The organism is Wolbachia pipientis (assembly GCA_023052945.1).
Lineage (GTDB): Bacteria > Pseudomonadota > Alphaproteobacteria > Rickettsiales > Anaplasmataceae > Wolbachia.
The window spans coordinates 629,109-655,076 of record CP095495.1 but is presented as its reverse complement, the minus strand read 5'-3'; the positions used below and the strand labels follow the sequence as shown (position 1 = coordinate 655,076).

23 protein-coding genes, 2 tRNA genes and 3 pseudogenes are annotated in these 25,968 nt (G+C 35.7%); 16 read left to right on the top strand and 12 right to left on the bottom strand.

The annotated features are described in order from the left end of the window. Window positions 1-13 precede the first annotated feature (13 nt). The 5 genes and pseudogenes from MWH06_03170 to MWH06_03150 all read right to left on the bottom strand — a co-directional run bounded on the left by MWH06_03170 (window position 14) and on the right by MWH06_03150 (window position 5,003). Window positions 14-828: pseudogene (locus MWH06_03170) on the bottom strand (transposase). A gap of 42 nt (window positions 829-870) precedes the next feature. Beyond that, window positions 871-1,236 carry a hypothetical protein gene (locus tag MWH06_03165; GenBank protein UPA55607.1) on the bottom strand — a complete coding sequence of 122 codons (366 nt, stop codon included), beginning with the start codon at window positions 1,234-1,236 and terminating at the stop codon, window positions 871-873. 142 nt (window positions 1,237-1,378) lie between these two features. Continuing rightward, window positions 1,379-2,137 (bottom strand): hypothetical protein, encoded by a 759-nt coding sequence (locus MWH06_03160; protein ID UPA55606.1) that lies wholly within the window; start codon window positions 2,135-2,137, stop codon window positions 1,379-1,381. Window positions 2,138-2,276: 139 nt separating this feature from the next. Beyond that, window positions 2,277-3,524, bottom strand: coding sequence for a group II intron reverse transcriptase/maturase (ltrA, locus tag MWH06_03155; protein UPA55605.1), 1,248 nt, complete (start codon window positions 3,522-3,524; stop codon window positions 2,277-2,279). 510 nt (window positions 3,525-4,034) lie between these two features. After that, complete coding sequence (locus MWH06_03150; GenBank protein UPA55604.1) at window positions 4,035-5,003, bottom strand: reverse transcriptase N-terminal domain-containing protein; 969 nt, start codon at window positions 5,001-5,003, stop codon at window positions 4,035-4,037. Window positions 5,004-5,477: 474 nt separating this feature from the next. On the opposite strand from MWH06_03150, the gene MWH06_03145 reads away from it, so the two are divergent. From MWH06_03145 to MWH06_03120, 6 genes are all read left to right on the top strand, one after another. Beyond that, window positions 5,478-6,032 (top strand): hypothetical protein, encoded by a 555-nt coding sequence (locus tag MWH06_03145; GenBank protein UPA55603.1) that lies wholly within the window; start codon window positions 5,478-5,480, stop codon window positions 6,030-6,032. A 96-nt stretch (window positions 6,033-6,128) separates the two neighbouring features. Beyond that, the gene (ppa, locus tag MWH06_03140; protein UPA55602.1) at window positions 6,129-6,635 is read left to right on the top strand and encodes an inorganic diphosphatase; all 507 of its coding nucleotides are present in this window, start codon (window positions 6,129-6,131) and stop codon (window positions 6,633-6,635) included. A 479-nt stretch (window positions 6,636-7,114) separates the two neighbouring features. Continuing rightward, window positions 7,115-7,205, top strand: a tRNA-Ser gene (locus MWH06_03135). A gap of 172 nt (window positions 7,206-7,377) precedes the next feature. Next, window positions 7,378-8,523 (top strand): SurA N-terminal domain-containing protein, encoded by a 1,146-nt coding sequence (locus tag MWH06_03130; GenBank protein UPA55601.1) that lies wholly within the window; start codon window positions 7,378-7,380, stop codon window positions 8,521-8,523. A gap of 95 nt (window positions 8,524-8,618) precedes the next feature. Then, entirely contained in the window at window positions 8,619-9,239 is a 621-nt protein-coding gene (locus MWH06_03125; GenBank protein UPA55600.1) for an oxidoreductase, read from the top strand. Then, entirely contained in the window at window positions 9,223-9,774 is a 552-nt protein-coding gene (locus MWH06_03120) for a 5-formyltetrahydrofolate cyclo-ligase (GenBank protein ID UPA55599.1), read from the top strand. The genes MWH06_03125 and MWH06_03120 overlap by 17 nt, the downstream gene beginning before the upstream one ends. 51 nt (window positions 9,775-9,825) lie before the next feature. Here the strand turns inward: MWH06_03120 and MWH06_03115 are convergent, their stop codons facing one another. After that, the gene (locus MWH06_03115) at window positions 9,826-10,815 is read right to left on the bottom strand and encodes a hypothetical protein (GenBank protein UPA55598.1); all 990 of its coding nucleotides are present in this window, start codon (window positions 10,813-10,815) and stop codon (window positions 9,826-9,828) included. 147 nt (window positions 10,816-10,962) lie between these two features. Between MWH06_03115 and elbB the strand changes: the two genes are divergently transcribed. Further along, window positions 10,963-11,670: an isoprenoid biosynthesis glyoxalase ElbB gene (gene elbB, locus MWH06_03110; GenBank protein UPA55597.1), complete on the top strand. Its 708-nt coding sequence runs from the start codon at window positions 10,963-10,965 to the stop codon at window positions 11,668-11,670. Between the two features lie 170 nt (window positions 11,671-11,840). Next, window positions 11,841-12,149 (top strand): hypothetical protein, encoded by a 309-nt coding sequence (locus MWH06_03105; protein ID UPA55596.1) that lies wholly within the window; start codon window positions 11,841-11,843, stop codon window positions 12,147-12,149. A 2-nt stretch (window positions 12,150-12,151) separates the two neighbouring features. Here MWH06_03105 and MWH06_03100 read toward each other — a convergent pair whose 3' ends face one another. After that, the gene (locus MWH06_03100) at window positions 12,152-13,795 is read right to left on the bottom strand and encodes a penicillin-binding protein 2 (protein ID UPA55595.1); all 1,644 of its coding nucleotides are present in this window, start codon (window positions 13,793-13,795) and stop codon (window positions 12,152-12,154) included. A 2-nt stretch (window positions 13,796-13,797) separates the two neighbouring features. Here MWH06_03100 and ispH point away from each other — a divergent pair, with 2 nt between their 5' ends. Further along, complete coding sequence (gene ispH / locus MWH06_03095; GenBank protein ID UPA55736.1) at window positions 13,798-14,727, top strand: 4-hydroxy-3-methylbut-2-enyl diphosphate reductase; 930 nt, start codon at window positions 13,798-13,800, stop codon at window positions 14,725-14,727. A 229-nt stretch (window positions 14,728-14,956) separates the two neighbouring features. Here ispH and MWH06_03090 read toward each other — a convergent pair whose 3' ends face one another. Beyond that, a complete protein-coding gene (locus MWH06_03090) occupies window positions 14,957-15,934 on the bottom strand; it encodes a quinone oxidoreductase (protein UPA55594.1) in 978 nt (325 codons plus the stop codon). A 118-nt stretch (window positions 15,935-16,052) separates the two neighbouring features. Here MWH06_03090 and MWH06_03085 point away from each other — a divergent pair, with 118 nt between their 5' ends. From MWH06_03085 to MWH06_03075, 3 genes and pseudogenes are all read left to right on the top strand, one after another. Next, the gene (locus tag MWH06_03085) at window positions 16,053-16,451 is read left to right on the top strand and encodes a hypothetical protein (protein ID UPA55593.1); all 399 of its coding nucleotides are present in this window, start codon (window positions 16,053-16,055) and stop codon (window positions 16,449-16,451) included. Between the two features lie 139 nt (window positions 16,452-16,590). Next, window positions 16,591-16,752, top strand: a complete 162-nt coding sequence (locus tag MWH06_03080) for a hypothetical protein (protein ID UPA55592.1) — start codon at window positions 16,591-16,593, stop codon at window positions 16,750-16,752. 290 nt (window positions 16,753-17,042) lie between these two features. After that, window positions 17,043-17,334: pseudogene (locus tag MWH06_03075) on the top strand (IS66 family transposase). A gap of 220 nt (window positions 17,335-17,554) precedes the next feature. Here the strand turns inward: MWH06_03075 and MWH06_03070 are convergent. Beyond that, a pseudogene (locus MWH06_03070) lies at window positions 17,555-18,057 on the bottom strand (IS110 family transposase). An 801-nt stretch (window positions 18,058-18,858) separates the two neighbouring features. On the opposite strand from MWH06_03070, the gene MWH06_03065 reads away from it, so the two are divergent. The 4 genes from MWH06_03065 to MWH06_03050 all read left to right on the top strand — a co-directional run bounded on the left by MWH06_03065 (window position 18,859) and on the right by MWH06_03050 (window position 22,942). After that, window positions 18,859-19,089 (top strand): DUF4143 domain-containing protein, encoded by a 231-nt coding sequence (locus MWH06_03065; GenBank protein UPA55591.1) that lies wholly within the window; start codon window positions 18,859-18,861, stop codon window positions 19,087-19,089. Between the two features lie 217 nt (window positions 19,090-19,306). Further along, window positions 19,307-20,389 carry a Fic family protein gene (locus MWH06_03060; protein ID UPA55590.1) on the top strand — a complete coding sequence of 361 codons (1,083 nt, stop codon included), beginning with the start codon at window positions 19,307-19,309 and terminating at the stop codon, window positions 20,387-20,389. Between the two features lie 229 nt (window positions 20,390-20,618). Beyond that, window positions 20,619-21,434 carry a transposase gene (locus tag MWH06_03055; GenBank protein UPA55589.1) on the top strand — a complete coding sequence of 272 codons (816 nt, stop codon included), beginning with the start codon at window positions 20,619-20,621 and terminating at the stop codon, window positions 21,432-21,434. A gap of 179 nt (window positions 21,435-21,613) precedes the next feature. Continuing rightward, window positions 21,614-22,942 (top strand): IS4 family transposase, encoded by a 1,329-nt coding sequence (locus tag MWH06_03050; protein ID UPA55588.1) that lies wholly within the window; start codon window positions 21,614-21,616, stop codon window positions 22,940-22,942. 103 nt (window positions 22,943-23,045) lie between these two features. Here MWH06_03050 and MWH06_03045 read toward each other — a convergent pair whose 3' ends face one another. The 3 genes from MWH06_03045 to MWH06_03035 form a co-directional block, all read right to left on the bottom strand. Beyond that, window positions 23,046-23,783 (bottom strand): hypothetical protein, encoded by a 738-nt coding sequence (locus MWH06_03045; GenBank protein UPA55587.1) that lies wholly within the window; start codon window positions 23,781-23,783, stop codon window positions 23,046-23,048. A gap of 994 nt (window positions 23,784-24,777) precedes the next feature. Then, window positions 24,778-24,850 (bottom strand) — tRNA-Gly (locus tag MWH06_03040). Window positions 24,851-25,017: 167 nt separating this feature from the next. After that, window positions 25,018-25,833, bottom strand: a complete 816-nt coding sequence (locus MWH06_03035; protein ID UPA55586.1) for a transposase — start codon at window positions 25,831-25,833, stop codon at window positions 25,018-25,020. Window positions 25,834-25,968: the final 135 nt, after the last annotated feature.

The following is a 25,968-nucleotide window of genomic DNA, read 5'->3' as shown; positions in this document are numbered from 1 at the left end:
AAATCAAGGTTAACTAAAAGGCGTGCTTAAGATTTACAATACCAGCAATAATATTGAACCTCAGGTTATATTTTTTCTGAAAATTGCGATAAACATTCGACATAATCTTAAATATCTTTATCTCTCGGATCTTGTTTTCTACTCTCATTCTAAATGATGCTAATCCTCTATTATGCTCTGGAGTTAATGGCTTTTTACGATACTTTTTATATGGAATTATAACATTGCTTTGCAATTTTTGCCAACCTTGATATCCAGAATCGGCATGTTTTATGCTATCAAGTGGTAAATATTTTTCTTGTTTCCTTATGCGGAAATCACTAATTCTACCACGGTATGACTTTGACACTGATAAAATTCTTCCTCCTTCTTCGATAATAATCTCAGTTTTCATAGTGTTGGTTCTTTTTTTCCTGAATATGATTTCTTCCGTTTTTTACTATCTTCTGGTCTCTGTATTTGCTGTTCTGTAACATCAGCCAAAATCTTCAGTATTTTTTCTGGCGTCATACTTCTATCTTTTGTTATAGTCACTTTTTTGGCGAGTAATGGCTCTATTCTCTTAAGTAACCTACATACATTTGCGTTGTGTACATTGAATAGGCATCCTAAAAATCTATGTGTTATGTAAGTGCGATAGTACAAAATTACGCAAAACAACTTATCTTCCAGAGTTGGTAGTTTTGATCTTCTACCATGACACTTTTTCTGTTTTTCCCATCCAGACCTCACTTTTTCCACTACTTTTTCGAACTCCTCTATAGTTAAACCTGTTATATTACGAAAGTTTCTTGGGTGTTTTTTCATATTATAGTAACTAAAGCTCATTTTTTTTCCTTACTTGATCTGCTTATTCTTCTTCTACCTCTCTCACATCATTTTTTTAATCACCTTTTGCAGCAGGTCTAATGTCAAATTTTCGTCAAGTGTTTTTGTATGCTCTTCAATAGACGATATTGCAATATTTCTTACTCTTTCTCTTTCTGCATTCAGACGTTCAACTTGTTCTTGTAACCTAGCAACCTCATTTTTTGAGTCTTCTCTCTCTTTTACTGCAGTGCTTAATTGTCTTTTTAATTCTTCAATTTCAGTTGAGCGCTTTTTTTCTGTTTGATCTGAAACATCTCCTAGCTCTGTATAGTCCTCTTCGTATCCTGCAAGTTGCAATTTTAGTTGCTCGTTTTCTATTGTTACCTCAGATTTTTCCCTCTCAAGTTCTTCATTTTTAAATTTCAACTCTTTAATTTCCTCTTTTAGAAAGAAATTTTGTGAACGTTCAAGTTGTTATCTAAGTGGAGAAAGTCACCTCTCCCCACTCGACTGCAGAACCGTACGTGACAGGTTACCGTCATACGGCTCCTCTGCAATTTGGTGCTTGTCATGCACACTTTCTGTGTAAATTATCATGGCAATGTCCATGTAACAAAGATAAGTTTTTGGTTATATTGTTTTTCTTATTTTGGTCTTTGTGATGTACTTCCAAAATATCATCATTTTTAAACCAAAGTTGACAATAATCACACTTACCTTGTTGTAACTTCAATAAATTTGTTACTCTTGTTGGCTTATCTGGTACTCTCTTCAGACGATTACTCCAGTATACCCAATCACCATCATATGGTGTCTTGGTTCCTTTCACCTTGGTATGCCGTTTAATAACGTAATCTCCATGTCTGGTAAGATTTACTCCATTACTTGTCATAAATCGCCAATTATCGTTACCATACTTTTTAAAGTATTTTTCCTTGATCCAGCGGTTTCCTTTGTTATGGTGTTTATATACTGCCCATTTCCAAAGTTTTCCAAACATAATGTGATCTAACAAACTAAATATCTTACATGATACTACTGAAGTGTAATATTGACACCATCCTTTAATAATTGGGTTAATGTGTTTTATTACTGCTCCCTGCGATTCACCACGCAATTTCTTCAGTTTGTGTTTGATGACCCATGTATGCTGTTTCACGGATTCGCGACTTGGCATAATTATTGTTTTATGGCTTCTCTTACCACGATTTACTGGATATTGTCTTACCGTAAACCCCAGAAAGTCAAAACCTGGCTTTTCTCCCTTTAGAGTATGAGTTATCTTGTTTTTGATGGCTTTAGCTCTAGACCTATGGTTTTTAACCATTCTTCAACCAGAACTTTCGCCTTAAGAATAATTTCTTCACTCTCATGTATGATGACAAGGAGAGTAGACCGGCGGAGCTTCCCCACCAGTCTCTCGCAGAACTGTACGGAAACCTCTCGGTTTATACAGCTCCCATTATTTAGTCTTTTGATCCTAACCCAAGTGTCCAGTGATAGAAAATATTTGGAGACCTCTTTCTCACTTTTCCTAGAAATTGCTTTGCTAGCCTTCCGTGATCTCGAAGTTTCTTATACTTGGTTCTGACCCATCTTATGAGGTATCTCTCTATATTTCTGAGAGATGGATACATCTCTGATTTATAAAACCTGCCATAGTACTGAAACCAGCCTCTGACTATTGGATCTATTCTCTTCGATATTTCCTCTAATGTGGTCCACGTGACCCGATGTATTCTCCATGACTTTATGGTTTTCTTGATCTTCTTTTTGGCTTTGTTACAAATTGCTGGTAGAAATGAGACAAAATAATTCCTCATCTTATTCTTTGCTATTCTAGGTCTGAAAGTATAGCCTAGAAAATCAAAGCTTTGTATGGGATATTCTTCTTTTCTGTCGTCGTCCTTATTGTACACAATCTGTGTCTTTTCAGGACGCAACTTCAATTTACACTTGGCCAATCTTTCTTCAATCATTGCTTTCATAAACTCTGCCTGTCTTTTAGTTCTGCAGTGTACTATCGCATCATCCACACATCTTTCAAATGGTACCGTTGGGTAATTTTGTTTCATCCACATATCAAATGCATGGTGCATAAATATGTTTGAGATGATTGGACTTATTGAACCTCCTTGCGGAACTCCTTTATCCCTAGCTACCTTGTTGCCATCTGCTTGCTGAATCGGGACTTTCATCCACCTTTCAACATACAATATGACCCATTTGCAGTCTGTGTGTTTCTTGATAGCCTGCAGTGCTAAATCGTGGTCCAGATTGTCAAAAAATCCAGATATATCAAGATCTATTGTCCAATCATTTTTCCAACATCTCTTCCGTGCTGTATATACCGCATCCAATGCAGACTTATTTGGTCTATAACCATATGAATCCTTATGAAATATCGGCTCTACTAACGGTTCAAGATACATTGTAGCTGCTGTTTGCGCTATCCTATCTGATACTGAAGGAACACATAAAGTTCTTTGTCCTCCTCCTGTACCTTTCGGTATTGCAACAGCTTTTACTGGCTCTGGAAAATAACTTCCGGATGACATCCGATTCCATAGTTTGTATAGATTATCTTTTAGATTTTCTTCAAACTTTGTTATCGTAACCTCGTCTACACCAGCCGCTCCTTTATTCTTCGATACTTGTTTATAAGCTCTCCAAACAAGTTGCTTCGGCATATCAAAAGACTTTGTTTTATTCATTAACTCCTCCCTTTCGGTTGATAAATAATTAAAACTAAATAACTCAGCTCCTTCGCTCCATTTCCATTACAGAAACTTCTTCACTACTACGAGCTGATCCGCCCCTGTTTTTCGCATCGGTACTCTCATCCTCAGAGATCGGCTCTTTGGACTTCTCCCTTATCATCAAAACGACAGGTTCCCGTAGTTCCATGCAGTAGCCTAAAATAGATTCACGCCACTTTTATGCCGGACGCCACCTACCCAGTAAACAAGCTCCTGGTAGATTTATCCCAGGTTAACGACTACCCCCTGGTTTTGACGTCGTCCCTACGCTTTCGACACCTCATCAGTGGTTCACTTACGTTCGTCTCTCTATTTCATACATGACACATAATTGTGCCTTTTCCATAACGCTCACTACCTTAGCTCTTTACTAAAGCAGCTTATGGCTGTTTGAAGCCTGCTCTTGCAAACCGGCTCCGAGGGGCCCTCCCTCATCTACTGCAAGCTTCAACACTTCCCGTGTCTCTACGGCGCACAATCATCTGCGTAAAAGATTACGCTTATTGATTGTTTTACCTCTTCATACGATCCCTGACCACGCTTCTTTTTCATAAATTGAAAAAGTTCATTTGTTAATGCTTGTTTGACATATTGTTCTAATCCATATAATGCAACACATGCAAGTAACGGTGATATCGTTCCTCCTTGTATAGTGCCACGTTTTGTGGGTTTAAACTTTCCATCTTCCATAACACCTGCCTTCAACCATCCTCTTATTATCTTTCTAAAAGTTGGTGTGGTATTGAGTTTCTTTAGCAAGGCGTTTTGGTCAATTTGGTCAAAGCATCCGGAAATATCAGCATCTAATATAAATGCTGTCTTACCTCCAAGAGCTATGAATATAGCCTCTATTGCATCATGACATGATCTACCAGGTCTAAAACCATATGTGTTTGGCTCAAATTTTGCCTCCCACTCTGGTTCTATCGCCATTTTCATAAGTGTTTCTTTTGCTCTCTCTGAAATAGTAGGTATGCCTAACGGCCTTTTCTCAGTTTTCCCAGGTTTTGGAATCCAAATACGTCTTGATGGTTTAGCTTTCTCTCTTATATCCAAAGAATATGCTAATTGCAATCTTTCTTCTTGATTAAGATTAGCCTTTCCATCAATACCTGCTGTCTTCTTTCCTCTGTTATCCTGAGTTACCTTTCTAACAGCTAGCAATTTTGCACTCATTGAGTTAAGTAATAATCTTTGAAGTTTATGTACCTTCTTGATATCATCACACTTTGCAGCTTGGTAAATTCGCTTTTGTAACTTGAATACAAATTTCTCTAACTTACGCCAAGGAATTGTACGCCATTTATACCTAACATTTTGTTGGTCTATAACATATTTATTACTATTCACAACTTTACCTTCCAAACTACAGTGTTTACGTCTGCATATCCCAAATATTACTTCGGGCATTAGCTTCTTAAACAATCCTTCCACATAGAAGCATTCGGTTGGCTACCTTCTTGATTATCCTTTAAATAAAGAATAATAAGAGCTTCCATGTGGTTACTCCGTTCCATGGTTTCGTTTCACGTTAAACTTAGGTTCTTACTATTTGCCGGAAGCTGAAAACATCCATAATCAAGCATCAAAACCTTGATTCTTCTTGTGCTTCATACCATTTTGGTCCATGCGTATCAACCTTATTTCGCATATTGATATTGACGACAATTCAAACATAAGTTCCTCTCGTAACCATATCTAACTCTGTTTGCAGGGATTTACCATAAAGGTTAGGTATTACCTGCTTTTGTCTCATGCTTGCATCCCAGAGGTTGCCATTCTCCAAGATGTGAGACATACATTATCCCCGATGTCTAGGGAAGATGGAATTTAACCATCACAAAACCACGACTATTCGGATCGCACTCTGATCTATATTCCTGTATGTACTTTTATGTGTTAGCTGGAATGCTGAGTGTAATTGAACCAGGTAAAAATGGATTGGCTGTGCATGGATTGAATGACTTTCATATAGGCAGTACTAGGTCAACTTTTCCTAATCTTTTTTATTTGGATAGTAATAGGTCAATATTACCTCCTTATTATCATTGTAAATGTGTTGAAAATTTTTATATTGATCCATCGTACCGTACACACTATAAAAATATGTCATATAATATTCCAAAAGAGTTACTCAAAAACCAAGATAAGTTTGAATTTGAAAAGATAGTGAATAGAAATGCGTATTGTGTAACTAGACAAGAAACAAAACACATGGAATACAGAAACACAGTCTGTAAACTTATTTTGGGTATGTTTGTATTATCTGTTGGGTTATATGTTGCTGATTATTTCCTTATGGAGCAAAAATTGTTCAACTCAATGAAAAATATTTTGCCACAAACTAATCTAATAATTGCTGCTGTGCTGACTATTGTAGTAGTATATGCTTTATTTCAACTATTGAAATCACCACAGGAACCACCACTTTCAACAGTCGATGATGTGCAGAATAAAAATTAGAACCGCTCCATGCAAAACAAGCTTAGAACTACATAAATCTAGCAACTTAAAAGTACATATTGTATAATGCTTATTCTTAAGTTAAGAAGGTAATTTATGGATTTAAGTAAAATAACAGCGGTACCAAATGCGGTGAATGTGGTAATTGAAATAAGTGCAAATGCTGAGCCTGTAAAGTATGAATTTAATAAAGAGCTTGGGTTGTTACAAGTTGACAGATTTTTGTCTACCTCAATGACTTATCCTTGCAATTATGGGTTTATACCAAATACCTGCGCAGGTGATGGTGATCCTGTGGATGTTTTGGTGCTAACTCAATTTCCCTTAGCATCTAGTGTTTTAATATCGGTGCGTCCAATAGGCGCATTACTCACTAAAGATGAAAAAGGAGAAGATGAAAAGATATTAGCTGTGCCTGTTTCCAGTGTTGATAGCTATTATGACAATATAAAGGACTATTCTGACTTATCTAAAAACCTATTAGATAAAATTGCTCATTTCTTTTCTCATTATAAAGATCTAGAAAAGGGAAAAGCGGTAGCAGTTGGAGAATGGGTTGGTGTAGAAGAAGCAAAGAAAATCATTGAAAAAAGCAGAAATTAGTTTTTATTGATTTATAGCTAAAGTGGCTTAGGTTTGCCTACAATTTGAAAAACAACAAATTCGTCATTCCGCTACTTGTTAGCGGAATCTATACCGCGCACAACTGTACGAACATTCATTCTTGAAGGTAAACTGCACAGCAAATGGTGTCGTTCCAGTCTGGAATCCAGAAATTTTGCTTATAACTGAGCTGATGAGCTAAAGGTAGTTGTCTTACGCTAAAACAAACGTTTTTAATTAAGTTGCATAGAAGCTGGATCCCAGTGTCTGGGCACTGGGATGACATTCTTCTGGTAGGCTCAAATTGTAATGTTCGTACAGTTGTGCGCGGTATGATGTAGGGAAACCTTTCTTGGGTTAGCTATAGATTTTTGTACCACAGATCTAAAAATTACAGTTGTTCGGAAAAATGTTGCTGTTAAAAGCATTAGACAGGCGGTAGAGGTCTTGGTATTATATAATCTTTAGGTTCTAAATTTGGAAGGGTGGCCGAGCGGCCGAAGGCGGCGGTTTGCTAAACCGTTATACGACCCAAAAGTCGTATCGAGGGTTCGAATCCCTCTCCTTCCGTATACTGTTTTAGCACGGTCTGAATTTGCTATATTGGCATGTTTTTAGCCTGTTTACCTGATTCTTGTTACAATGGTTTCTTTTTATTTCCGTCTTTAACTATTAAAAAGTTGGCTAGCATTGACTCAGTATTTATTATAGAATTGGTTATTAACTAAACAACTTTACTTGTATGTATAAAATACTAATTTTACTGTTGATAGTGTTGCCACTTAGGTTGCTTGCAACCGAGATTGAAATTGTTGCAGATGTAAATGGTGAGCCAATTTCAAATTTAGATATCGAAAAACGCATCAACTTTATAAATTCATTATTTGGCATCCAAAGTGTTAATCAAAAAGAAGCAAAACCTCAAATTCTTAGGGAGCTAATAGACGAAATTATCATTATCAATGAAGCGCAGAGGCTGAGTATAAAATTGAGCAATGAGGAGTTAGATAATGCTATCATATTATTTTTAACCCAAAGTTTTAAACTTAAGGCTAATGAAGTTGATCAATACATAAAAAAGCATAATATAGATCTTAGTATTTTAAGAAAACAAATAAAATGTCAGTTACTATGGAGCAAAATTATTGAAGTAAGAATTGTGCCATTTATTAATATAAGCGATAAAGAAGTAGATGATGTAAAAAGGCAAACAGAAAAGCCGGATTATCTTATCACGTTCCAAGAGTTTATAATTCCTGATCAAAAAGACAAGGACGTTTATGGTATAGCTGAAGATCTAGTAAAAAAATTACGCAATAGTAATAACCCAGAATCTCCAATAAAGATGCGTAAAGCAACAGTTAATTTAAGTCAGCTCAAAGATAAACTTAAGAGCGTTTTAGAAAGACTAGAAGCCGGCGATATAGCAGGTCCAGTTAGTTTCAGCGGAAGTTACTCCGTTATAAAAGTCATGGATAAAGTACAGCTTAGTTATGCGTTGCTGGAAAGCACTTTAAAATTAAAACAGATTGTGGTTGAAGGTTCAGAAAGTTTATTCTCTAATTTTAAAGAGCAAAAGGTCAATTGTTTAAATTTTGACAAATTAGCAGATGATTTTAAGTTGCCAAATGTAAAAGAGTTTGAAATAAAAATGCGAGATTTAAATCCTGATTTACAGATTTTATTTAGTAAAACAAGTGTGAATGAAATAGTAGAATTGAGAGAAAATGGCACTGCAAAGTTGATGATGTTGTGTGATATCAAGAGTAATGTAGCGGATATAGAAGCAATTAAACAGCAGATGTACCAACAAAAGATTATGATACAAAGCAACCTGCTATTGGATAGTATGCGTAAAAATGCAGCTGTCAGTTATCGGTATAGTTGAAGTCAGAGAGTGTTCTTGTCTCTGTCTTTGTGTGCGAAAATTACTTTATTCTATAAAATTTCAAAAAATTTGAACAAATGTAGTTAAAGTAGCACATGAAGAATATAATGCTAATTGGTGGTGGAGTTGGAAATGCAGTGTTATTTTCGATAGGGAAGGCATGTCTTGAAAATAATAACAAGGTTTTGTACTTCGCTGGCTATAAGAAGTTAAGTGATGTATTTAAACGAGCACTGATAGAGCGTGCATCAAATGCAGTAGTTTGGGCATGTGAAGAAGGATTGATAGAAACAAGCAGAGATCAAGATAAATCCTTTCATGGTAATATAGTTGATGCAATAGTCTCTTATCAACAAGGAAGATTAGGTATTAATTTGAACGTTATAGATAAAATTATCACTATTGGTTCTGACAAAATGATGAAAGCTGTGAATGAAGCTAGAAAAACAATTTTAAAGCCATATCTGAAATCAGGCCACATAGCAATATCATCAGTTAATTCTCCTATGCAGTGTATGATGAAAGAAATCTGCGCTCAGTGTGTGCAGCAACATATAAATGCAAAAACAGGAGAAAAGAGTTTTGTTTATAGTTGCAGTAATCAAGACCAGGATATGGAATTTATTGACTTTGATTTTTTAAGTGAGCGCTTAAAGCAAAATAGTTTACAAGAAAAACTCACTGCGAAATGGATAGATCATGTTCAAAGATATTAAACAGCACAAAAAGAAAATAAGAGAGCAATATAGAGCTATAAGAAAAGATATTGATGAAAGTTACTCCAGTTATGCGGCAAATTCCCTTATTAATCTCTTTAATCAGAACTTAAGCTACGTTAAAGGTAAAACAATTGCGGTTTATATTCCAATGGATGGGGAAATAAATGTTGTGCCTTTGATGTATAGCTTATTCGATTTAGGTTATAAAATAGCGGTTCCTGATAAAAATCAGTTACTAAAATTTGAGGGATGGAACGAAACAAATGAAGATGTAATTCCTGACACAATCATTACTCCTGTTATTGCTTTTGATGATCATTTTAATAGATTAGGTTTTGGCGGTGGTTGGTATGATACAATGACAGAAAAACTGCGGCCACTTGGAAAAATATTTATAGGTGTAGCCTATGAGAAACAATATTGTAAAGATTTACCTGTAGAAAAACATGATCAAAAATTGGATATTATAATCACTGAGATGTGTGTTAGATTTGAAAGTGGATTGCTCAAAAAAGTGGATGGAAAGGAATAGCGTATCCCACTTTCTAATAGTAATTTTTGCGTCAAACGCTCCTCAAATGCATCAACTCGGTCCTATGATTCCTTTTTCACTCACTCGTTCAGCACTTGAACTACCTAATTGAGAATCTGGCTTTATTTCCTGAGCTTTCTCATTAACTTTTATGTCACTACCAATTGCCATAATTGCAGGTTGAAATTCGCTCATAAAATCTACAAGTTTCTCCATGTCTTCCTCATGAGTACTAGTACCCTTGCTCATAAGATTGTTCAAAAGACCAGCCTTATCTTCCCCTATTAACTGTCCTATGGCTGCTAGTTGCTCTTGATTCTGAAGCATTTTTATTATTTTTATTTCATTACTAAGCATTGTTCTTTCTCCTTCATCAGCTTCAAGATTCTTTTCCATTAAATTGCTTATTAACTTTTCAAAATTATTTTCTCTTCTTTGAACCTCAGGTAATTTATCTATTAAATCCTTATATGAACTTTTCACTGCTTTTCCTGCTTCAATCGCTCCTTCTTTTATTTTTTCCCCTGCCTTTCCTATACCTATTCCTACATAACGCGCTCCAATAGCTACAAGCGCTATTAATGTAGCAAGCACAATAAGCGGAGAAAATGCTACTCCCAATACTATTCCGGTAGAAGCTATTCCAATTTTTTTATTTGCAGATGCTGATTTAAAATAATTGACTAGATTGTCCAGCGGACCTTTATTATTATTTATAACGTTACTTATTGCTTGCTGATTAACAGATTTTAACGCCTCTTCTATTATTTTTGAGTCAACGTTTTCAGAAGTTAACCCTTTAAGTGCTTCTTCAATGAGTTTTATAAATAATTCTTTATTTACCTCCTTTTGCAAGCCTTGGTCATTAATTGCTAAACCTAAATCTTTGAGATTCATCCCTCTAACTTGTTCTGATAGGGCTTCAAACAACTTCCCTTTTTCTTCCTGTGGGGACTGTACAATGCTTTCTATTATATCTGAAATAGCTTTTCTTAGCTCTGGGTAGTCAGTGTCAAAAAACGTACTGTTTGTAGGTGCCATATTCAACTTCATCAACTATAAATATGCCTAATTATATACCAATTATTAATTATATTATAATAAATATGAGATGATTAATATAATAACCTCTTTCCAAATATAGAATTTGTATTAAAATATCTAGATTACATGAAATTAAGGTACTTTATGGGTGAAAAAAAATTAAAAGCTGCTGTGGTTTTATCAGGGTGTGGTCACCTTGACGGTACAGAGGTAAGAGAAGCGGTTTTAAGTCTGCTTGTGCTGGATCAGCAGGATGTGGATGTTAAATGCTTTGCACCTGATATCAATATCACACAAGTTATGAATCATAAAACAAAAGAGGCAACAAAAGAAAAAAGGAATGTACTTGTGGAAGCAGCAAGAATCGCAAGAGGTGAAATATATGACTTAAAAGAAGCCAAAGCTGAAAATTTTGACATGCTAGTTGTACCTGGTGGATACGGGGTTGCAAAAAATTTGTCTGACTTAGCTGAGAATAAAGACATGGTGACAGTAATGCCTGAATTTGAAAGATTAGTTTCAGAATTTTTTGTTACAAAAAAGCCGATAGGAGCGATATGCATATCTCCAGCCATCATTGTTTCAATTTTAAGTGGCAAGATAGGTAAAGAAGAAAGTAAGGTTAAGGTAACTATAGGAGATGACAGAGAACAGTTGATAGAGAAGCTTGGTGGTGAACACATAAAGTGTGATACAGGGTTATCAATAGAAGACGAAGAACATAATGTATTTTCCTGTTCTGCTTATATGCGTAGCGACGAAAGTATATACTCTGTATATCAAGGGATAAAGCATATGATTGACAGCATGGTAAAAAAGATTAACAAAAAAACTAAACAGCCATTCCTCTAAGATGTAGTAATTTAGACTTCCTTACACAATTAACTATTGAATTTTACATTCCTAGCTGTATTATGGTTATATAGCTAAAGTGCTCTAGGTTTACGACTATAGCGGCGTGGCGTAGGGCTGCACTAGCTATATATATTTAGCTCTTTTTTTATAAACGCAAGGTGTTTTATATGTCAGACCTTTTCTATATTGAGACTACGTGTTGTGTGGACGGTCAGTGTGATGTCTATACAGGGGAAGTAAGTTTTAATGATGTCATGTTAGGCAAGTTCAGTCTAAATTCGTGCAGCGGGAAAGAAGCTATGATAAATCTAGACGTTATTACATTCGATATTAATATCGCTATCGATGGTCAAAATGGAAAGACAATGAAAAGAAATCTTAAAGGTCTTGAATTTGTAACTAAAGATGATGGTTCTTGGTATATTAATAAGGATTTTGGCAATGATAGATTTGAAGTTATAGTAAAGCAATCATAATTTTACATCTCAGGTGTAACATTTAGTATAGGTGCTATTTTATTTATAATGTTCTTTACTATAGGCGCAGCAATTATTCCCCCGGTATGGTGTATCCCTTGAGGTTCATCAATAGCAATTAGCACTATATACCTTGGGTCAAGCATAGTTAGCACTCCTATAAATGACGCTATGTTTGCATCTTTGCTATATTTACCATCTACAACTTTTTCCGCCGATCCAGTCTTTCCCCCTATTGAATATGCCTTTATTTTTGCTTTTCTGCCAGTGCCATCTGTTACTGCTGCGCGTAATAATTTTCTCATTTCCCTGGAAGTTCTTCTTGAGATAATTTGCTCTCCTATACTTCTCTTATTCAACATCAAGGTTGCGTTATGAAATACCCCATTGTTGATTAATGCTGCTGCAGTTTGTGCAAGATGTATAGGAGTTACAGCTATGCCATAACCATAAGATGCTGTTATTAAAGTGTTTTCACTCCATTTATCCGGGATTATCGGTGTAGATTTTTCTGGTATTTCTATTTTCAAAGGAGAAAATAGCTTCATAGCTTTAAAGTATTCTACTTGTTTTTCAATACCTAATTTAACTGCAATTTTTGCTGCACCAATGTTGGATGATTTCACAAATATATCTCGCACAGTGATTTCCGGAATCTTAAATTCATGAAGATCATAAATTTTATATTTCCCAATAGTGATTGGCTTTGACACGTTATATAAATCATCAATTTTTACAACGTTTGCATCAAGCGCTGCGGCTATTGTAAAGAGTTTTAATACCGACCCCATCTCATACACCCCAAGACTGGCGCGATTAAACTTTTGTACGTCTTCTGCCTTATTCTGTAGGTTGGGGTTAAAATCAGGCAGACCGACCATTGAGATGACTTCACTATTTCTCACATTTAAAACAATTCCTACTCCGCCGAGTGCCTGATATCTGCTTACAGCTTTAGTTAGCTCTTCATGCACTATGCTTTGCACTCGTGTATCTAAGGATAGTTGAATACCCTGGTAAGGTGTTATTCCAGCGCGTAATGCTGGAATCCACGTATTTTTTTTCTGGACCCCAGTGTCAGCTACTTGGATAACAGAATGTTGTTTGTTTTTACTTATATATGCCTCAATTCCTGCAATACCGTTGCCATCTATGTCAGTGTAACCAAGCACGTGTGAAAATAAATTACTGTGAGGATATATACGTTTTACATCGTTATAAAAGTTTATTCCTGGCACGCCGGCATTTTTTATTGCTAACAGTTCTTTTGGAGTCAAGTGCCGCTTTACCCAAGCAAATTTCTTTTTTGAAGTAAGTACTCTATATGAATTCTCGTATTCAAGATCATTCAAAATAGAACACAGTTGTGCTGCTATACTTTCCGGATTCTTTACTTTAGTTGAATCTATATATAGTGATGTTGTGGGCACATTTGTTGCTATTACCACTCCATTTCTATCCAAAATATCAGGTTGTTTATGTACTATATTATTTTTTCTAAAATTTTCTGAAGTAGTAAGTTGATCAAATGTTAAAGAGAATATGCGAAAAATAATTATTATATAAAATATAAATAATGGTACTATAAAACATAGTGAGCGGAGCTTATTTTTAAGTAATGCTTGCATGTTTACTTGATTTGACAAAAATGGAAATCATCTTAGCTGAGCCACGAGGTTTTTGTGCCGGGGTAAAAAGAGCTGTGGACATATTAGCTATTACTTTAGAAAAATACAAAAACAAGTGCCAAGTTTATGTGCTACATGAAATTGTTCACAATAAATATATAGTAGAGAACTTTAAGAGACAAGGAGTGGTTTTTGTGAACAGTATTGAGGAAATTGAAGATAATGGAGGAATACTGATCTTCAGCGCGCACGGAGTGTCAAAAAATATAGAAGATGAGGCAAGAAGAAAGGGTATTCAAGTGATTGATGCAACATGTCCTTTAGTTAGCAAAGTGCACAAAGAGGCAAAAAGGTATGAAAACAGCGGTAAAGAATTAATTCTCATTGGGCATGAAAATCATCCAGAAGTTAAGGGAATTAGAGGAAGAGTAAATAATCCTATCATTTTAGTGCAAACTGTGCAGGACGTACGCAATTTAAAAGTTACAGATCCAGATAATTTATCTTATGTTACACAAACCACGTTAAGCATCGACGATACCCATGAAATTATTGCTGCCCTGAAGCTCAGGTTTCCAAGCATAACAGGTCCAGATTTAAAGGACATATGCTATGCAACGCAAAACAGACAAAATGCTGTTAAAAAGCTAGCTGAAATTGTAGACATGGTGTTAGTTGTAGGAAGTAAAAATAGCTCAAATTCAAACCGCTTATTAGATCTGTGCACTGCCAGAGGAAAAAGAGCCTACTTGATTGATAATTGCAGCTATGTGAATAAAAGCTGGTTGCAGGGTGTAGAAAAGATAGGAATCACTGCAGGTGCTTCCGCTCCTGACATATTGGTTGATGAATTAATAGACTATCTAAAAGTAAGCATGGATGTAAAAGTTTCAGTTATGCCAGGTGGTATTACTGAAAATGTTCAGTTTAAAATACCGAATCTGGTTTAAAACACAACTTATCTACTAAGCTTCTCTTGAAATTACTGGGAGCACACAAACCAGCATCTATAGCTAAGACGTCATACCGCCGCGGCGCTAACAAGTAGCGGGATGACGGTTGTTGGTAAGCCTAAGTCAGTTTAGCTATATGCTTTTAATTTCCCCAAAAGGAGAATTAAATATGTGAAGCTCTAGTTGATATGATTTAATGAATGGTTAGTTTAAATTACTAATTTATTTAAGAGATTTTGATAATATTTAACCCACTCGCTTTTCTATTTTCCATATCGCGATGAGCTTGAATTATTTCATCAAATTTATATTTTTTATTGATCCGTACAGTTAAAAGTTTTTTTCTTATCATCTCGAAGATTTCCATTGTGGTAAGCACTAATGTGAATCTATTATGCTTATAATGGTATATTGAGGTTCCAGTTGCAAATAACGAACGTGAACTAAGTAAAGAAAAACTAACAGGAGCGTTACCTGATATCTGCCCATAGGAAACGTATATGCCGAACCTGCCTAAAGATTCAAAAGAAAGCTTGCTTGTAGCGTAACCTATAGGGTCATACACTGCACCTACTCCTCTGTTTTGCGTAATCTCCATAACTTTAGAAACGAAGTCTTTATCATTGTAGTTTATTGCGTATGTGCAGCCACTTTGTAAAGCTATCTTCATTTTTTCATCAGAGCTTACAGAACCTATCACTACACCTTTTTTATCCTTTGCCCATTGGCATATTATTTGTCCTAAACCACCATTAGCCCCATGAACTAGCACGAAAGCACCAGGCCTAACTTTATAAGATTGATTAACTAAATAGTGAGCTGTCATACCTTTAAACAGCACTGCAGCAGCAACTTCATCAGATATGTCATCTGGAATTTTTATCAGATATTTCTGGTGTATAATGCACTTTTCACAATATGCCCCTGGAGGAGCTGTGCAATATCCAACTCTGTCTCCAACTTTGAATCCACCACTGATTTTTTTACCAAGTTTTTCAATAACCCCAACTGCCTCCACTCCAAGCACTGATGGTAAATTTTTAATTTTGCGTGTACCTTTTCTGTGCTCTAAATCATAACGATTTAAGCCGATAGTTGTATGACGTATTAAGACTTCTTCGCCTTTTGGCTCACCTATATTCTTATCTACAAATTCTAATACTTCTGGTCCCCCAGTTTTTTTTATTTGTATAGCTCTAACCATGATGAATGTAAGATAAAAACTTTGATTATGTTATCTAACAATTAATATTTTGCAAAATGTTATTTAGAGTTTATATACTACATAAGTGTATATTAATAGTTTTAAGGTATAAATTATAATGAATAGAGAAACTTGGCTTTATAGTGCTTTGTGTAATGTGTTGTATAAAGTGAATGAAGATCACGATTTAGATATTAGTAATGTAATAGAAAAAATAAAAGAAAGGCTAGAAAGTAGAATGCAAACTTCAAGCAAAGAAAACTATTATAAAGATTTACACACTTCTTGGGAAGAAAAAGGTTTTGATATTAATCACAAATTTGATTTGAAAGACTATGATGGCTTTCCAGTAGATAGTCTTTTTTCTATTGCTATTAATTACAAACCTTGCGCTTTACCAAATCTAGCGCAAGTTTTAATAAAAGCAGGGGCTAACGTGCAAAATGAGAAAGGATATTTACATGCCTGCGCTTTGGCTCGTTCTCCAGACGTGTTAAAGGCTCTCATAGAAAAGTGATTGCCCACATGAACACTACGGTGGAAACACCGCTTTAGATTGTGTTACTAAATTATATGGTACAGATAAGTCAATTGAATGCAAAGATTGCTGTAAGATTCTAATTAAGCATACATTAGAACAAAATCCTAATGAAAAAATGCCAGATTCTGTAAAAAATAATAAGGAATTGGCTCAATGTTGGAATGCTTGTGAAGCAAATAATGAAGGATGGGAATTGATTGATTTAGCAATACCAAGCACTGAAACACAAGTAGTCAGTGCGCAAAAAGCAAATAAGAGCTCCTGCTCAATTCAATAGATCTGTTGCATAACTATTATTTAAATAACAACGCACTCCTTCTATAGCTGACCCAAGCAACACGTTATACCGCCGCGGCGCTAACTAGTAGCGGAATGACGAATTTGTCGTTTTTCAAATTGTCGGTAAATCTAAGTCAGTTTAGCTATAGCTCACGCTGCTTGGATGACAATAGGAAAAAGTTGTATCCGTTCAGGGGTGTGGCAAGGATAAAAAATAATTGACATAATATATTGAAGTAGTAATAACACAAAATGTTGATAGTAATGTAAGGCTAGATGCTTCAATTGTTGATCAGTATTGTAGAGTTATGTAAAAACTTAGAGCAGAAAGCTTGAAGAAAAAAATAAAATCTTAGAAATAGAGAATGCTGAACTAAGAGAGAAACTTGGCTTAAACTCAAGGAATTCATCTTTACCAAGTTCAAAAGAGCTGTACAAAATAAAAAAAGACACACCAGAAGATAAGTCAGAGGGCGGCAGGAAGATAGGTGAACATAAGGGAAATTGCCGAGCTAAAATGGAAGCAGATGAGGTGGTGAAGGTAGAGTTGCCAAATAGATGCGAGTGCGGTGAAGAAATCAAGACCTGCTGCGAATCAAGCGATAAAAAAAAGGAAAGGAGGGTGACTAAAATCAAGGTTAACTAAAAGGCGTATATAGTTAAACCTGTTATATTACGAAAGTTTCTTGGGTGTTTTTTCATATTATAGTAACTAAAGCTCATTTTTTTCCTTACTTGATCTGCTTATTCTTCTTCTACCTCTCTTACATCATTTTTTCAATCACCTTTTTCAGCAGGTCTCCAGTAATATGACTAATAACCTTGTGTAATTGTATATTCATTTGAATTAATGCCTTCTGCATACGCAGAATATGTGTAGATGCACTTTCAGTGAGATTTTTGCGTTGCCGCACGTAACTGCGCAATACACACATCTGATTATCTGGCCTAAACGATCCATGAAGCAGTCCGTAGCTATGCAGTTGTTGGAGCCATTGGCAATCTTGAACGTCAGACTTCCTACCAGGTACATTCTTTACATGCCGTGCATTTTACCTCGAATTTGTATGACTCAAGTATTTGAAATAAAGGAATCCAATATACTCCTGTTGATTCCATAGCTACTGTTGTAACTTTACACTTTTTCAACCACTGTGCTAAGTTATGAAGGTCTTCAGTAAAGCAGCCAAATTTCTGAACGCGTTCTTCCTTCAGGTACACACACATAGTGTACAGCTGAACCAATGTCTATTCCTGCTGCATTAGGATTCACTATTTCTAATTTACTTTTTGCTTTTTTCATGGTAACCCCTACATATAATTTGTAATAGGGAAACGCTTCAGCTTGGAACGGTTGATAGTACAATCTCCTAACCGAGGTAGTCTAAATGACTCCATCAATGATTTGACCGTTCCTTCCAAAACCATGCTTGCATACGGGCACTTAGGCACCATTGAAAATGTCGGTCATAACTGCAAAGGCGCTCCCTGTACAACTATACTTGAAAACTACTAAAAACTTAAATTTGTGTGTTTCTTTCTGATTTGACAGATTTCGTCTGTTCGATGCTTGCATATTGAAACTATAAAATTAAATTTATGTACTTACGCGCTATAACCCCAGTTTTAGAAAGATTTTCTAACTGCTTTGGGCATTACAGAGTCTGGTAAAACAACTATTGCAAAAACGTGTACGTATCTTTAGAAAATATTGACACTCATTTTCAAGCGCAACTAGGGCATTTCTAGCTAAAGGGCGCAATTTTTGATCCTGAGATATCTTTAAGAACCTGCAAAGTGTACTAACAGGGTCTCAAAATTTTCCCTATATCTCTTTCAGGGCGCATAGGCATTCCAGTTTATCTGATGCCTACAAACATTTATTTTTAAGTCCTGGCCTTAACATGCATCCACTGGCTAGTTATCTACATTGAGCGAGACGTTCGACAACTTAAAAACATTGTAAACCTTAGGTTGAGTAGCTTATCTTTTGCTCAAGATTGTGACATTTCTCATACAACTATGCAGCAGTGGCTGAATATCTTGGAAGCTAGTTACCTAATATTTTTTCTTCAACCATTTCACCAACAAGCGTTTAATCAAGATGCCAAAGTTATACTTCTATGACACTGGTCTTGCTTGTACGCTCCTTGGCCTTGAAAAGGAGAGTCAACTAGAAACACACTACCTTAAAGGAGCTCTGTTTGAAAATTTGATTGTTTTGGAGATTTTCAAGAAGCGCCTCAATCAGGGATTACCTGCCAATATATACTTTTGGCGTGACCAAACGGGACATGAGGTAGATCTACTAGCAGAATGGGGTGGATGCTATTGAAATTAAGCACGCTTCAGAGTGATCTTTTTAAAAATGTACAGTATTTCTGTGAACTCTCTCAAACAGCTAAGCAGGTCAGCAGACACGCAAATTGTGCCAATAAATGAAATAGATCAACTATCCAGAAAGTAATCAACAGTATTCAGATTTGCAAATGTTGCGTTATCTGCATTTTATCAGCATAATATAGAAGTAATGTAATGCAGATATTACGCCGATGAAGTTTATACCAAGTTATACGATTACCTCCAAGATTGCTAGCTGCCTTATAAGAATTGAGGCAGCAAAGGAAAAAGTGTTACATTTACCACTCACTGTATCAATGCTTTCATCTCTTCGTGAAACTGCAAGGCTCTATACAACACACTACTCTACTATGATTGAAGGAAATCGACTTGAGCCTAAACAGATTGAAGAGATTTTAAAGCATAAAGGTCACTTCCCAAGGTATAAGAGAGATGAAAATGAGGTTAAAGGATATTATGCAGCCTTAACTCGAATTGAACAATGGGCAGCAAGGAGAATACCCATTACCGAGAAAGCTGTTCAAACACTACATGCTCTAGTAATAGCAAGTGGAAAATCTAAAATAAAACCAACACCTTATCGTGATGGTCAAAACGTTATTCGTGATAGCCGTACACGTGCAATAATTTATATGCCACCTGAAGCAAAGGATGTACCAAAGCTCATGAGCAGTATGATTGATTGGATTCGTGACAGTGAGCAAGTGCCTTGCCCAATTATTGCAGGTATTGCGCATTATCAATTTGTAACAATTCACCCTTACTATGACGGTAATGGTCGTACTGCAAGATTGTTGACTACATTAATTTTACACCTTGGTGGATATGACCTAAAAGGACTTTATTCATTGGAAGAATATTATGCCAAGAATCTAGGAGCGTATTATGAAGCAATCAGTATAGGTCCATCGCACAACTATTACATGGGAAGAGCTGAAGCAGATATTACCAAGTGGATAGATTATTTTGTGGAAGGTGTGGCAATTGCATTTGAGAATGTTTTACAGCGTATAAACGAGGAAGGGCACAGAACTGACCAGACTGATCTTATACGTAAACTTGATCCTAAACAGCGTAGGGCTCTTGAGCTCTTTGGGGAATTTTCCATGATTACAGCTAGTCAAGTAGGCAAATTATTTAATTTTAAGCCTCGCACCAGTGCTCAGCTTTGTAAAAAGTGGGTAGAAATGGGATTTATTGAGGTTGTAGACTTTTCCAACAGAGGAAGAAAATACAAGCTTAGCAAGCAATATGAGGATTTGATTTCAAACTAAAAACTGTTTCTAATCTAGAATTCGGGTTAAAAGCACGCACTCAAGGCAAGTAGGGCATCGTAGGACATGAGTACTAGCAGAATGGGGTGGATGCTATTGAAATTAAGCACGCTTCAGAGTGATTTTTTTAAAAATGTACAGTATTTCTGTAGACCTGCTGAAAAAGGTGATTGAAAAAATGATGTGAGAGAGGTAGAAGAAGAATAAGCAGATCAAGTAAGGGAAAAAAATGAGCTTTAGTTACTATAATATGAAAAAATACCCAAGAAACTTTCGTAATATAACAGGTTTAACTATAGAGGAGTTCGAAAAAGTAGTGGAAAAAGTGAGGTCTGGATGGGAAAAACAGAAAAAGTGTCATGGTAGAAGATCAAAACTACCAACTCTGGAAGATAAGTTGTTTTGCGTAATTTTGTACTATTGCACTTACATAACACATAGATTTTTAGGATGCCTATTCAATGTACACAACGCAAATGTATGTAGGTTACTTAAGAGAATAGAGCCATTACTCGCCAAAAAAGTGACTATAACAAAAGATAGAAGTATGACGCCAGAAAAAATACTGAAGATTTTGGCTGATGTTACAGAACAGCAAATACAGAGACCAGAAGATAGTAAAAAACGGAAGAAATCATATTCAGGAAAAAAAAGAACCAACACTATGAAAACTGAGATTATTATCGAAGAAGGAGGAAGAATTTTATCAGTGTCAAAGTCATACCGTGGTAGAATTAGTGATTTCCGCATAAGGAAACAAGAAAAATATTTACCACTTGATAGCATAAAACATGCCGATTCTGGATATCAAGGTTGGCAAAAATTGCAAAGCAATGTTATAATTCCATATAAAAAGTATCGTAAAAAGCCATTAACTCCAGAGCATAATAGAAGATTAGCATCATTTAGAATGAGAGTAGAAAACAAGATCCGAGAGATAAAGATATTTAAGATTATGTCGAATGTTTATCGCAATTTTCAGAAAAAATATAACCTGAGGTTCAATATTATTGCTGGTATTGTAAATCTTAAGCACGCCTTTTAGTTAACCTTGATTTTAGTCACCCTCCTTTCCTTTTTTTTATCGCTTGATTCGCAGCAGGTCTATGGTTATTCGTTAATGCCCATACGCGTCAAGTTAAGGAAAAGTGAGAGGAAAATTAGCAGAGAGAAGGAAAAATAGGGTATAAGTTCTCTTGGATAGCTTAATAGAGAGAACTTACAATGGACAGAATAGCGTGCTTGTCAAAAAAACTCAAAGAATTCTTCAATGAAAAGGCAGATGAAATATCAGATGAGGTAGGTTTTATAAAAAGGAAAAGAAAGCTTAGAGGATCGTCGTTTATAAAAGCAATAGTTTTTGGTAATATAGGAGTTGATAATTGCAGCATAGAAACGATGTGTCAGTTACTCAACGAAGACTCAATAAAAATAACAAAACAGGGTTTAGATTGGAGATTTGCTGAAGAAGCAGTAGAATTTATGAGAAGAATGTATAATGAATCCTTATTAATATTTAGGAATAGCTTACAAATTGATTGTAAAATTTTAAAGCAATTCAAAAGCGTCAAATTATTGGACAGTAGCTACATTAGCTTGCCTAATAATATGGAAAATATGTACAAAGGATACGGCACTAGCTATAGTGATTATGAAAGCAATGCTAAGTCTAGAATAAAATTACAGATACTTTTTGACTACTTAAACCAGACGCTGGATCAACTTAATCTTACGGAAGGAATAAGGTCAGATCAGGGCTATAGAAGCCATTTAAGCAATATATCAACTAATGATCTGTTAATATCAGACCTGGGCTACTTCGTGCCAGCTTCTTTTAAACAAATTGATGAAGCTGGAGCTTATTTTGTTAGCCGTTATAAATCTGATACAAACACATATGACATCGAAACAAATCAAAAAATAGAGTTATTGGAATGTTTAGAAGGTCAATCCTTTCTAGAAAGGGAAGTGCTATTAGGGAAAGAAGTAAAAATTAAAGCCAGAATTATATGTCAAAAATTAACTGAAGAACAGTCTATAATCAGAAGAAGAAGGGCTAATAAGTTAGCAAAGTCACATGGATACACATCTTCTCAAAAGAATCAAAAATTGCTGGATTGGTCGATATTCATAACTAATGTTCCAGAAAGTAAAATTAGCGCTGAGCAGGTCTTAACAATTTACAGAGTAAGGTGGCAGATTGAATTATTATTTAAATTGTATAAGAGTCACATCAGGCTTGATGAACTTAAAGGAAAGTCATACAGAGTATTATGTGGGCTATATGCTAAATTGTGTGCAATTCTTATATTTCATGGAATATTTGGCTGTACAAAGCTGAAAGAGAATACAGAGCTGAGTTTAACAAAGGCCTTCATTGAACTAAAAAGAAGGATTAGGGAGTTGTTTTTAGCGTTAAATAGTAAAATTAATAACCTGAGAATTTTTCTGAAAAAACTTACCACAGACTGGTCACAATTTTCTATAAAGGACAGGTATAGGAAGACCAGGTTATCTACTTTAACTTCCCTAAACTTGCTTACAACTTCTTAACTTGACGCGTATGGTTTATTTAACACTCCCTTTGTATCATTGTACTGAGCGTGTTAGCGCCGCGGCGGTATGACGTAGGAAAACCTGCACTAGCTATACTAAGCTAATCATCATCTCCAAATATGGAGCTAATTTTTTTGCCCCCAGGAGAAAATTTATTAGTCCAACTGCTTTGCACTTTGGTTACGTCTTTAGTGGCGGTTTTATTGCTGTATTCCTTGATTTCCTTATCTATTCTATCCATCATTTGTGGATCTAGGCAGCTCTTTTTCCATTGATCAGTAGCAAGGAACACTTTGTTTAAATCTTGAGTGCGAATTAAGTATTCTTTATCCTTAGGATAAACCTCTTGTGCCCAAGCAAATAGCTCAAAATAGCGTGCAAACAATTCAGATGCGCGTGACTTTGCAGTTTGATAAGCTTGTATCTCCTTAAATATAACTTGGCTAATAATTTTCTGCACAAGAATATTTGCTTGCTTTAGGTTCTGCTCAACATCTTGATAAACTTTATGGAGAAATTCCTGCTCCAGGCTCAAGTGAAGCTCATTTTCAACCATATGTGAAAGTTCATGCACTATAATGTATGGATTTGACCTTCTCAGCACAATAACATATCTGTTTGCACTGCAAGACTGAATTGTCTTACACACCCCTTCTTCCATATCCATTAATCCCTCTTGATATATCTCAAACGAAAGCCTATTTTGCTTGATTAGTGACAAAGTGAGGTTTAATGTGTTTCTAAACTTCTCAAATTGATAGAGATATTCTATATAACATATAGTATTCTCACTGTTTCCAACTCGAGTTGCTTGCTTTATTAAATTCCCAATTAGCATGCTCTATTATTAAAGGAATATTTTTTATATTCAAGAGCTACAAAGTGTTTTTAGGGAGCCTGATTGCATGGCTAAAGTATTCATGTTTACTGATAACCGTCATCCCGCCACGGTATCTCTTAGCCGCTAACACGTAGCGGGATGACGAGATTATCGTCATTCCGCCGCAGACCGTCATTCCGCCGCGGTATCTCTTAGCCGCTAACACATAGCGGAATTACGAAGTTATCGTCATGCCACCACGAACCGTCATACCGCCGCGGCGCTAACAAGAGATCCCGCTAACACGTAGCGGGATGACAGCAATCCTACGTCATACCGTCACGGCGCTAACACATAGCGGAATGACGAAGTTATCGTCATGCCACCGCAAACCGTCATACCGCCGCGGTATCTCTAGATCCCGCTAACAAGTAGCGGGATGACGAATATACCGCCACGAACCGTCATACCGCCGCGGCGCTAACAAGAGATCCCGCTAACAAGCAGCGGGATGACGGTTGTCGTTTAGCTATAAACATTAAGAAATTTACTAAACGAAAAAAAAGGCAAAAGAAGCCCCGTTGGTGACTAGTTATTTACATGTACTTCAAAATATTGGCGTTTTTTATTCTAAACGCTACGATTCAGCCGCTTTTAAATGCGATTAACCTAAATTATAAACGTTAAGAAATTTACTGAGCGGAAAAAAAGGCAAAGAAACCCCAGGGTGGCTAGTATTCAAATTCTCCCTTGTCTATTTGACGTCTTTTACTGTCTTAAACGCTTTATAAGCGCGTTTCAGCTTATATAGGTAGAAACCTAGAAGTTTTATAAAGACATGAGGTGCACATAGTGCAAAAAATTAAGCATGACTTACGCCAAATACATTAAGTTTTTTTGTCATTAATCCACTGCAGAGATTGCGAAGATAAATAATTAGCTTCACTTTCATGATAAGGGGGTTGGTGGAGTTTGTCAAGTGATTTTTGACGAAATGATTTTGAAAGTAAAGAGCGGAAGAAGGGGTTCGAACCCTCGACCTCAACCTTGGCAAGGTTGCGCTCTACCAACTGAGCTACTCCCGCAATTAAATCAACCTAAATTTACTTAATTATAGGCATATACAGCGATTTGTAAACCCCGTGTACACGAAAAATGTGAGAGCCCATAAATTTGCGTGGTTCCTTCTATAGACCTGCTGCGAATCAAGCGATAAAAAAAAGGAAAGGAGGGTGACTAAAATCAAGGTTAACTAAAAGGCGTGCTTAAGATTTACAATACCAGCAATAATATTGAACCTCAGGTTATATTTTTTCTGAAAATTGCGATAAACATTCGACATAATCTTAAATATCTTTATCTCTCGGATCTTGTTTTCTACTCTCATTCTAAATGATGCTAATCTTCTATTATGCTCTGGAGTTAATGGCTTTTTACGATACTTTTTATATGGAATTATAACATTGCTTTGCAATTTTTGCCAACCTTGATATCCAGAATCGGCATGTTTTATGCTATCAAGTGGTAAATATTTTTCTTGTTTCCTTATGCGGAAATCACTAATTCTACCACGGTATGACTTTGACACTGATAAAATTCTTCCTCCTTCTTCGATAATAATCTCAGTTTTCATAGTGTTGGTTCTTTTTTTTCCTGAATATGATTTCTTCCGTTTTTTACTATCTTCTGGTCTCTGTATTTGCTGTTCTGTAACATCAGCCAAAATCTTCAGTATTTTTTCTGGCGTCATACTTCTATCTTTTGTTATAGTCACTCTTTTGGCGAGTAATGGCTCTATTCTCTTAAGTAACCTACATACATTTGCGTTGTGTACATTGAATAGGCATCCTAAAAATCTATGTGTTATGTAAGTGCGATAGTACAAAATTACGCAAAACAACTTATCTTCCAGAGTTGGTAGTTTTGATCTTCTACCATGACACTTTTTCTGTTTTTCCCATCCAGACCTCACTTTTTCCACTACTTTTTCGAACTCCTCTATAGTTAAACCTGTTATATTACGAAAGTTTCTTGGGTGTTTTTTCATATTATAGTAACTAAAGCTCATTTTTTTTCCTTACTTGATCTGCTTATTCTTCTTCTACCTCTCTCACATCATTTTTTCAATCACCTTTTTCAGCAGGTCTTATGATCTTTTCGTATACTTAAGGCTCATTTTTGATTATCATAGGTTTTCAACTGT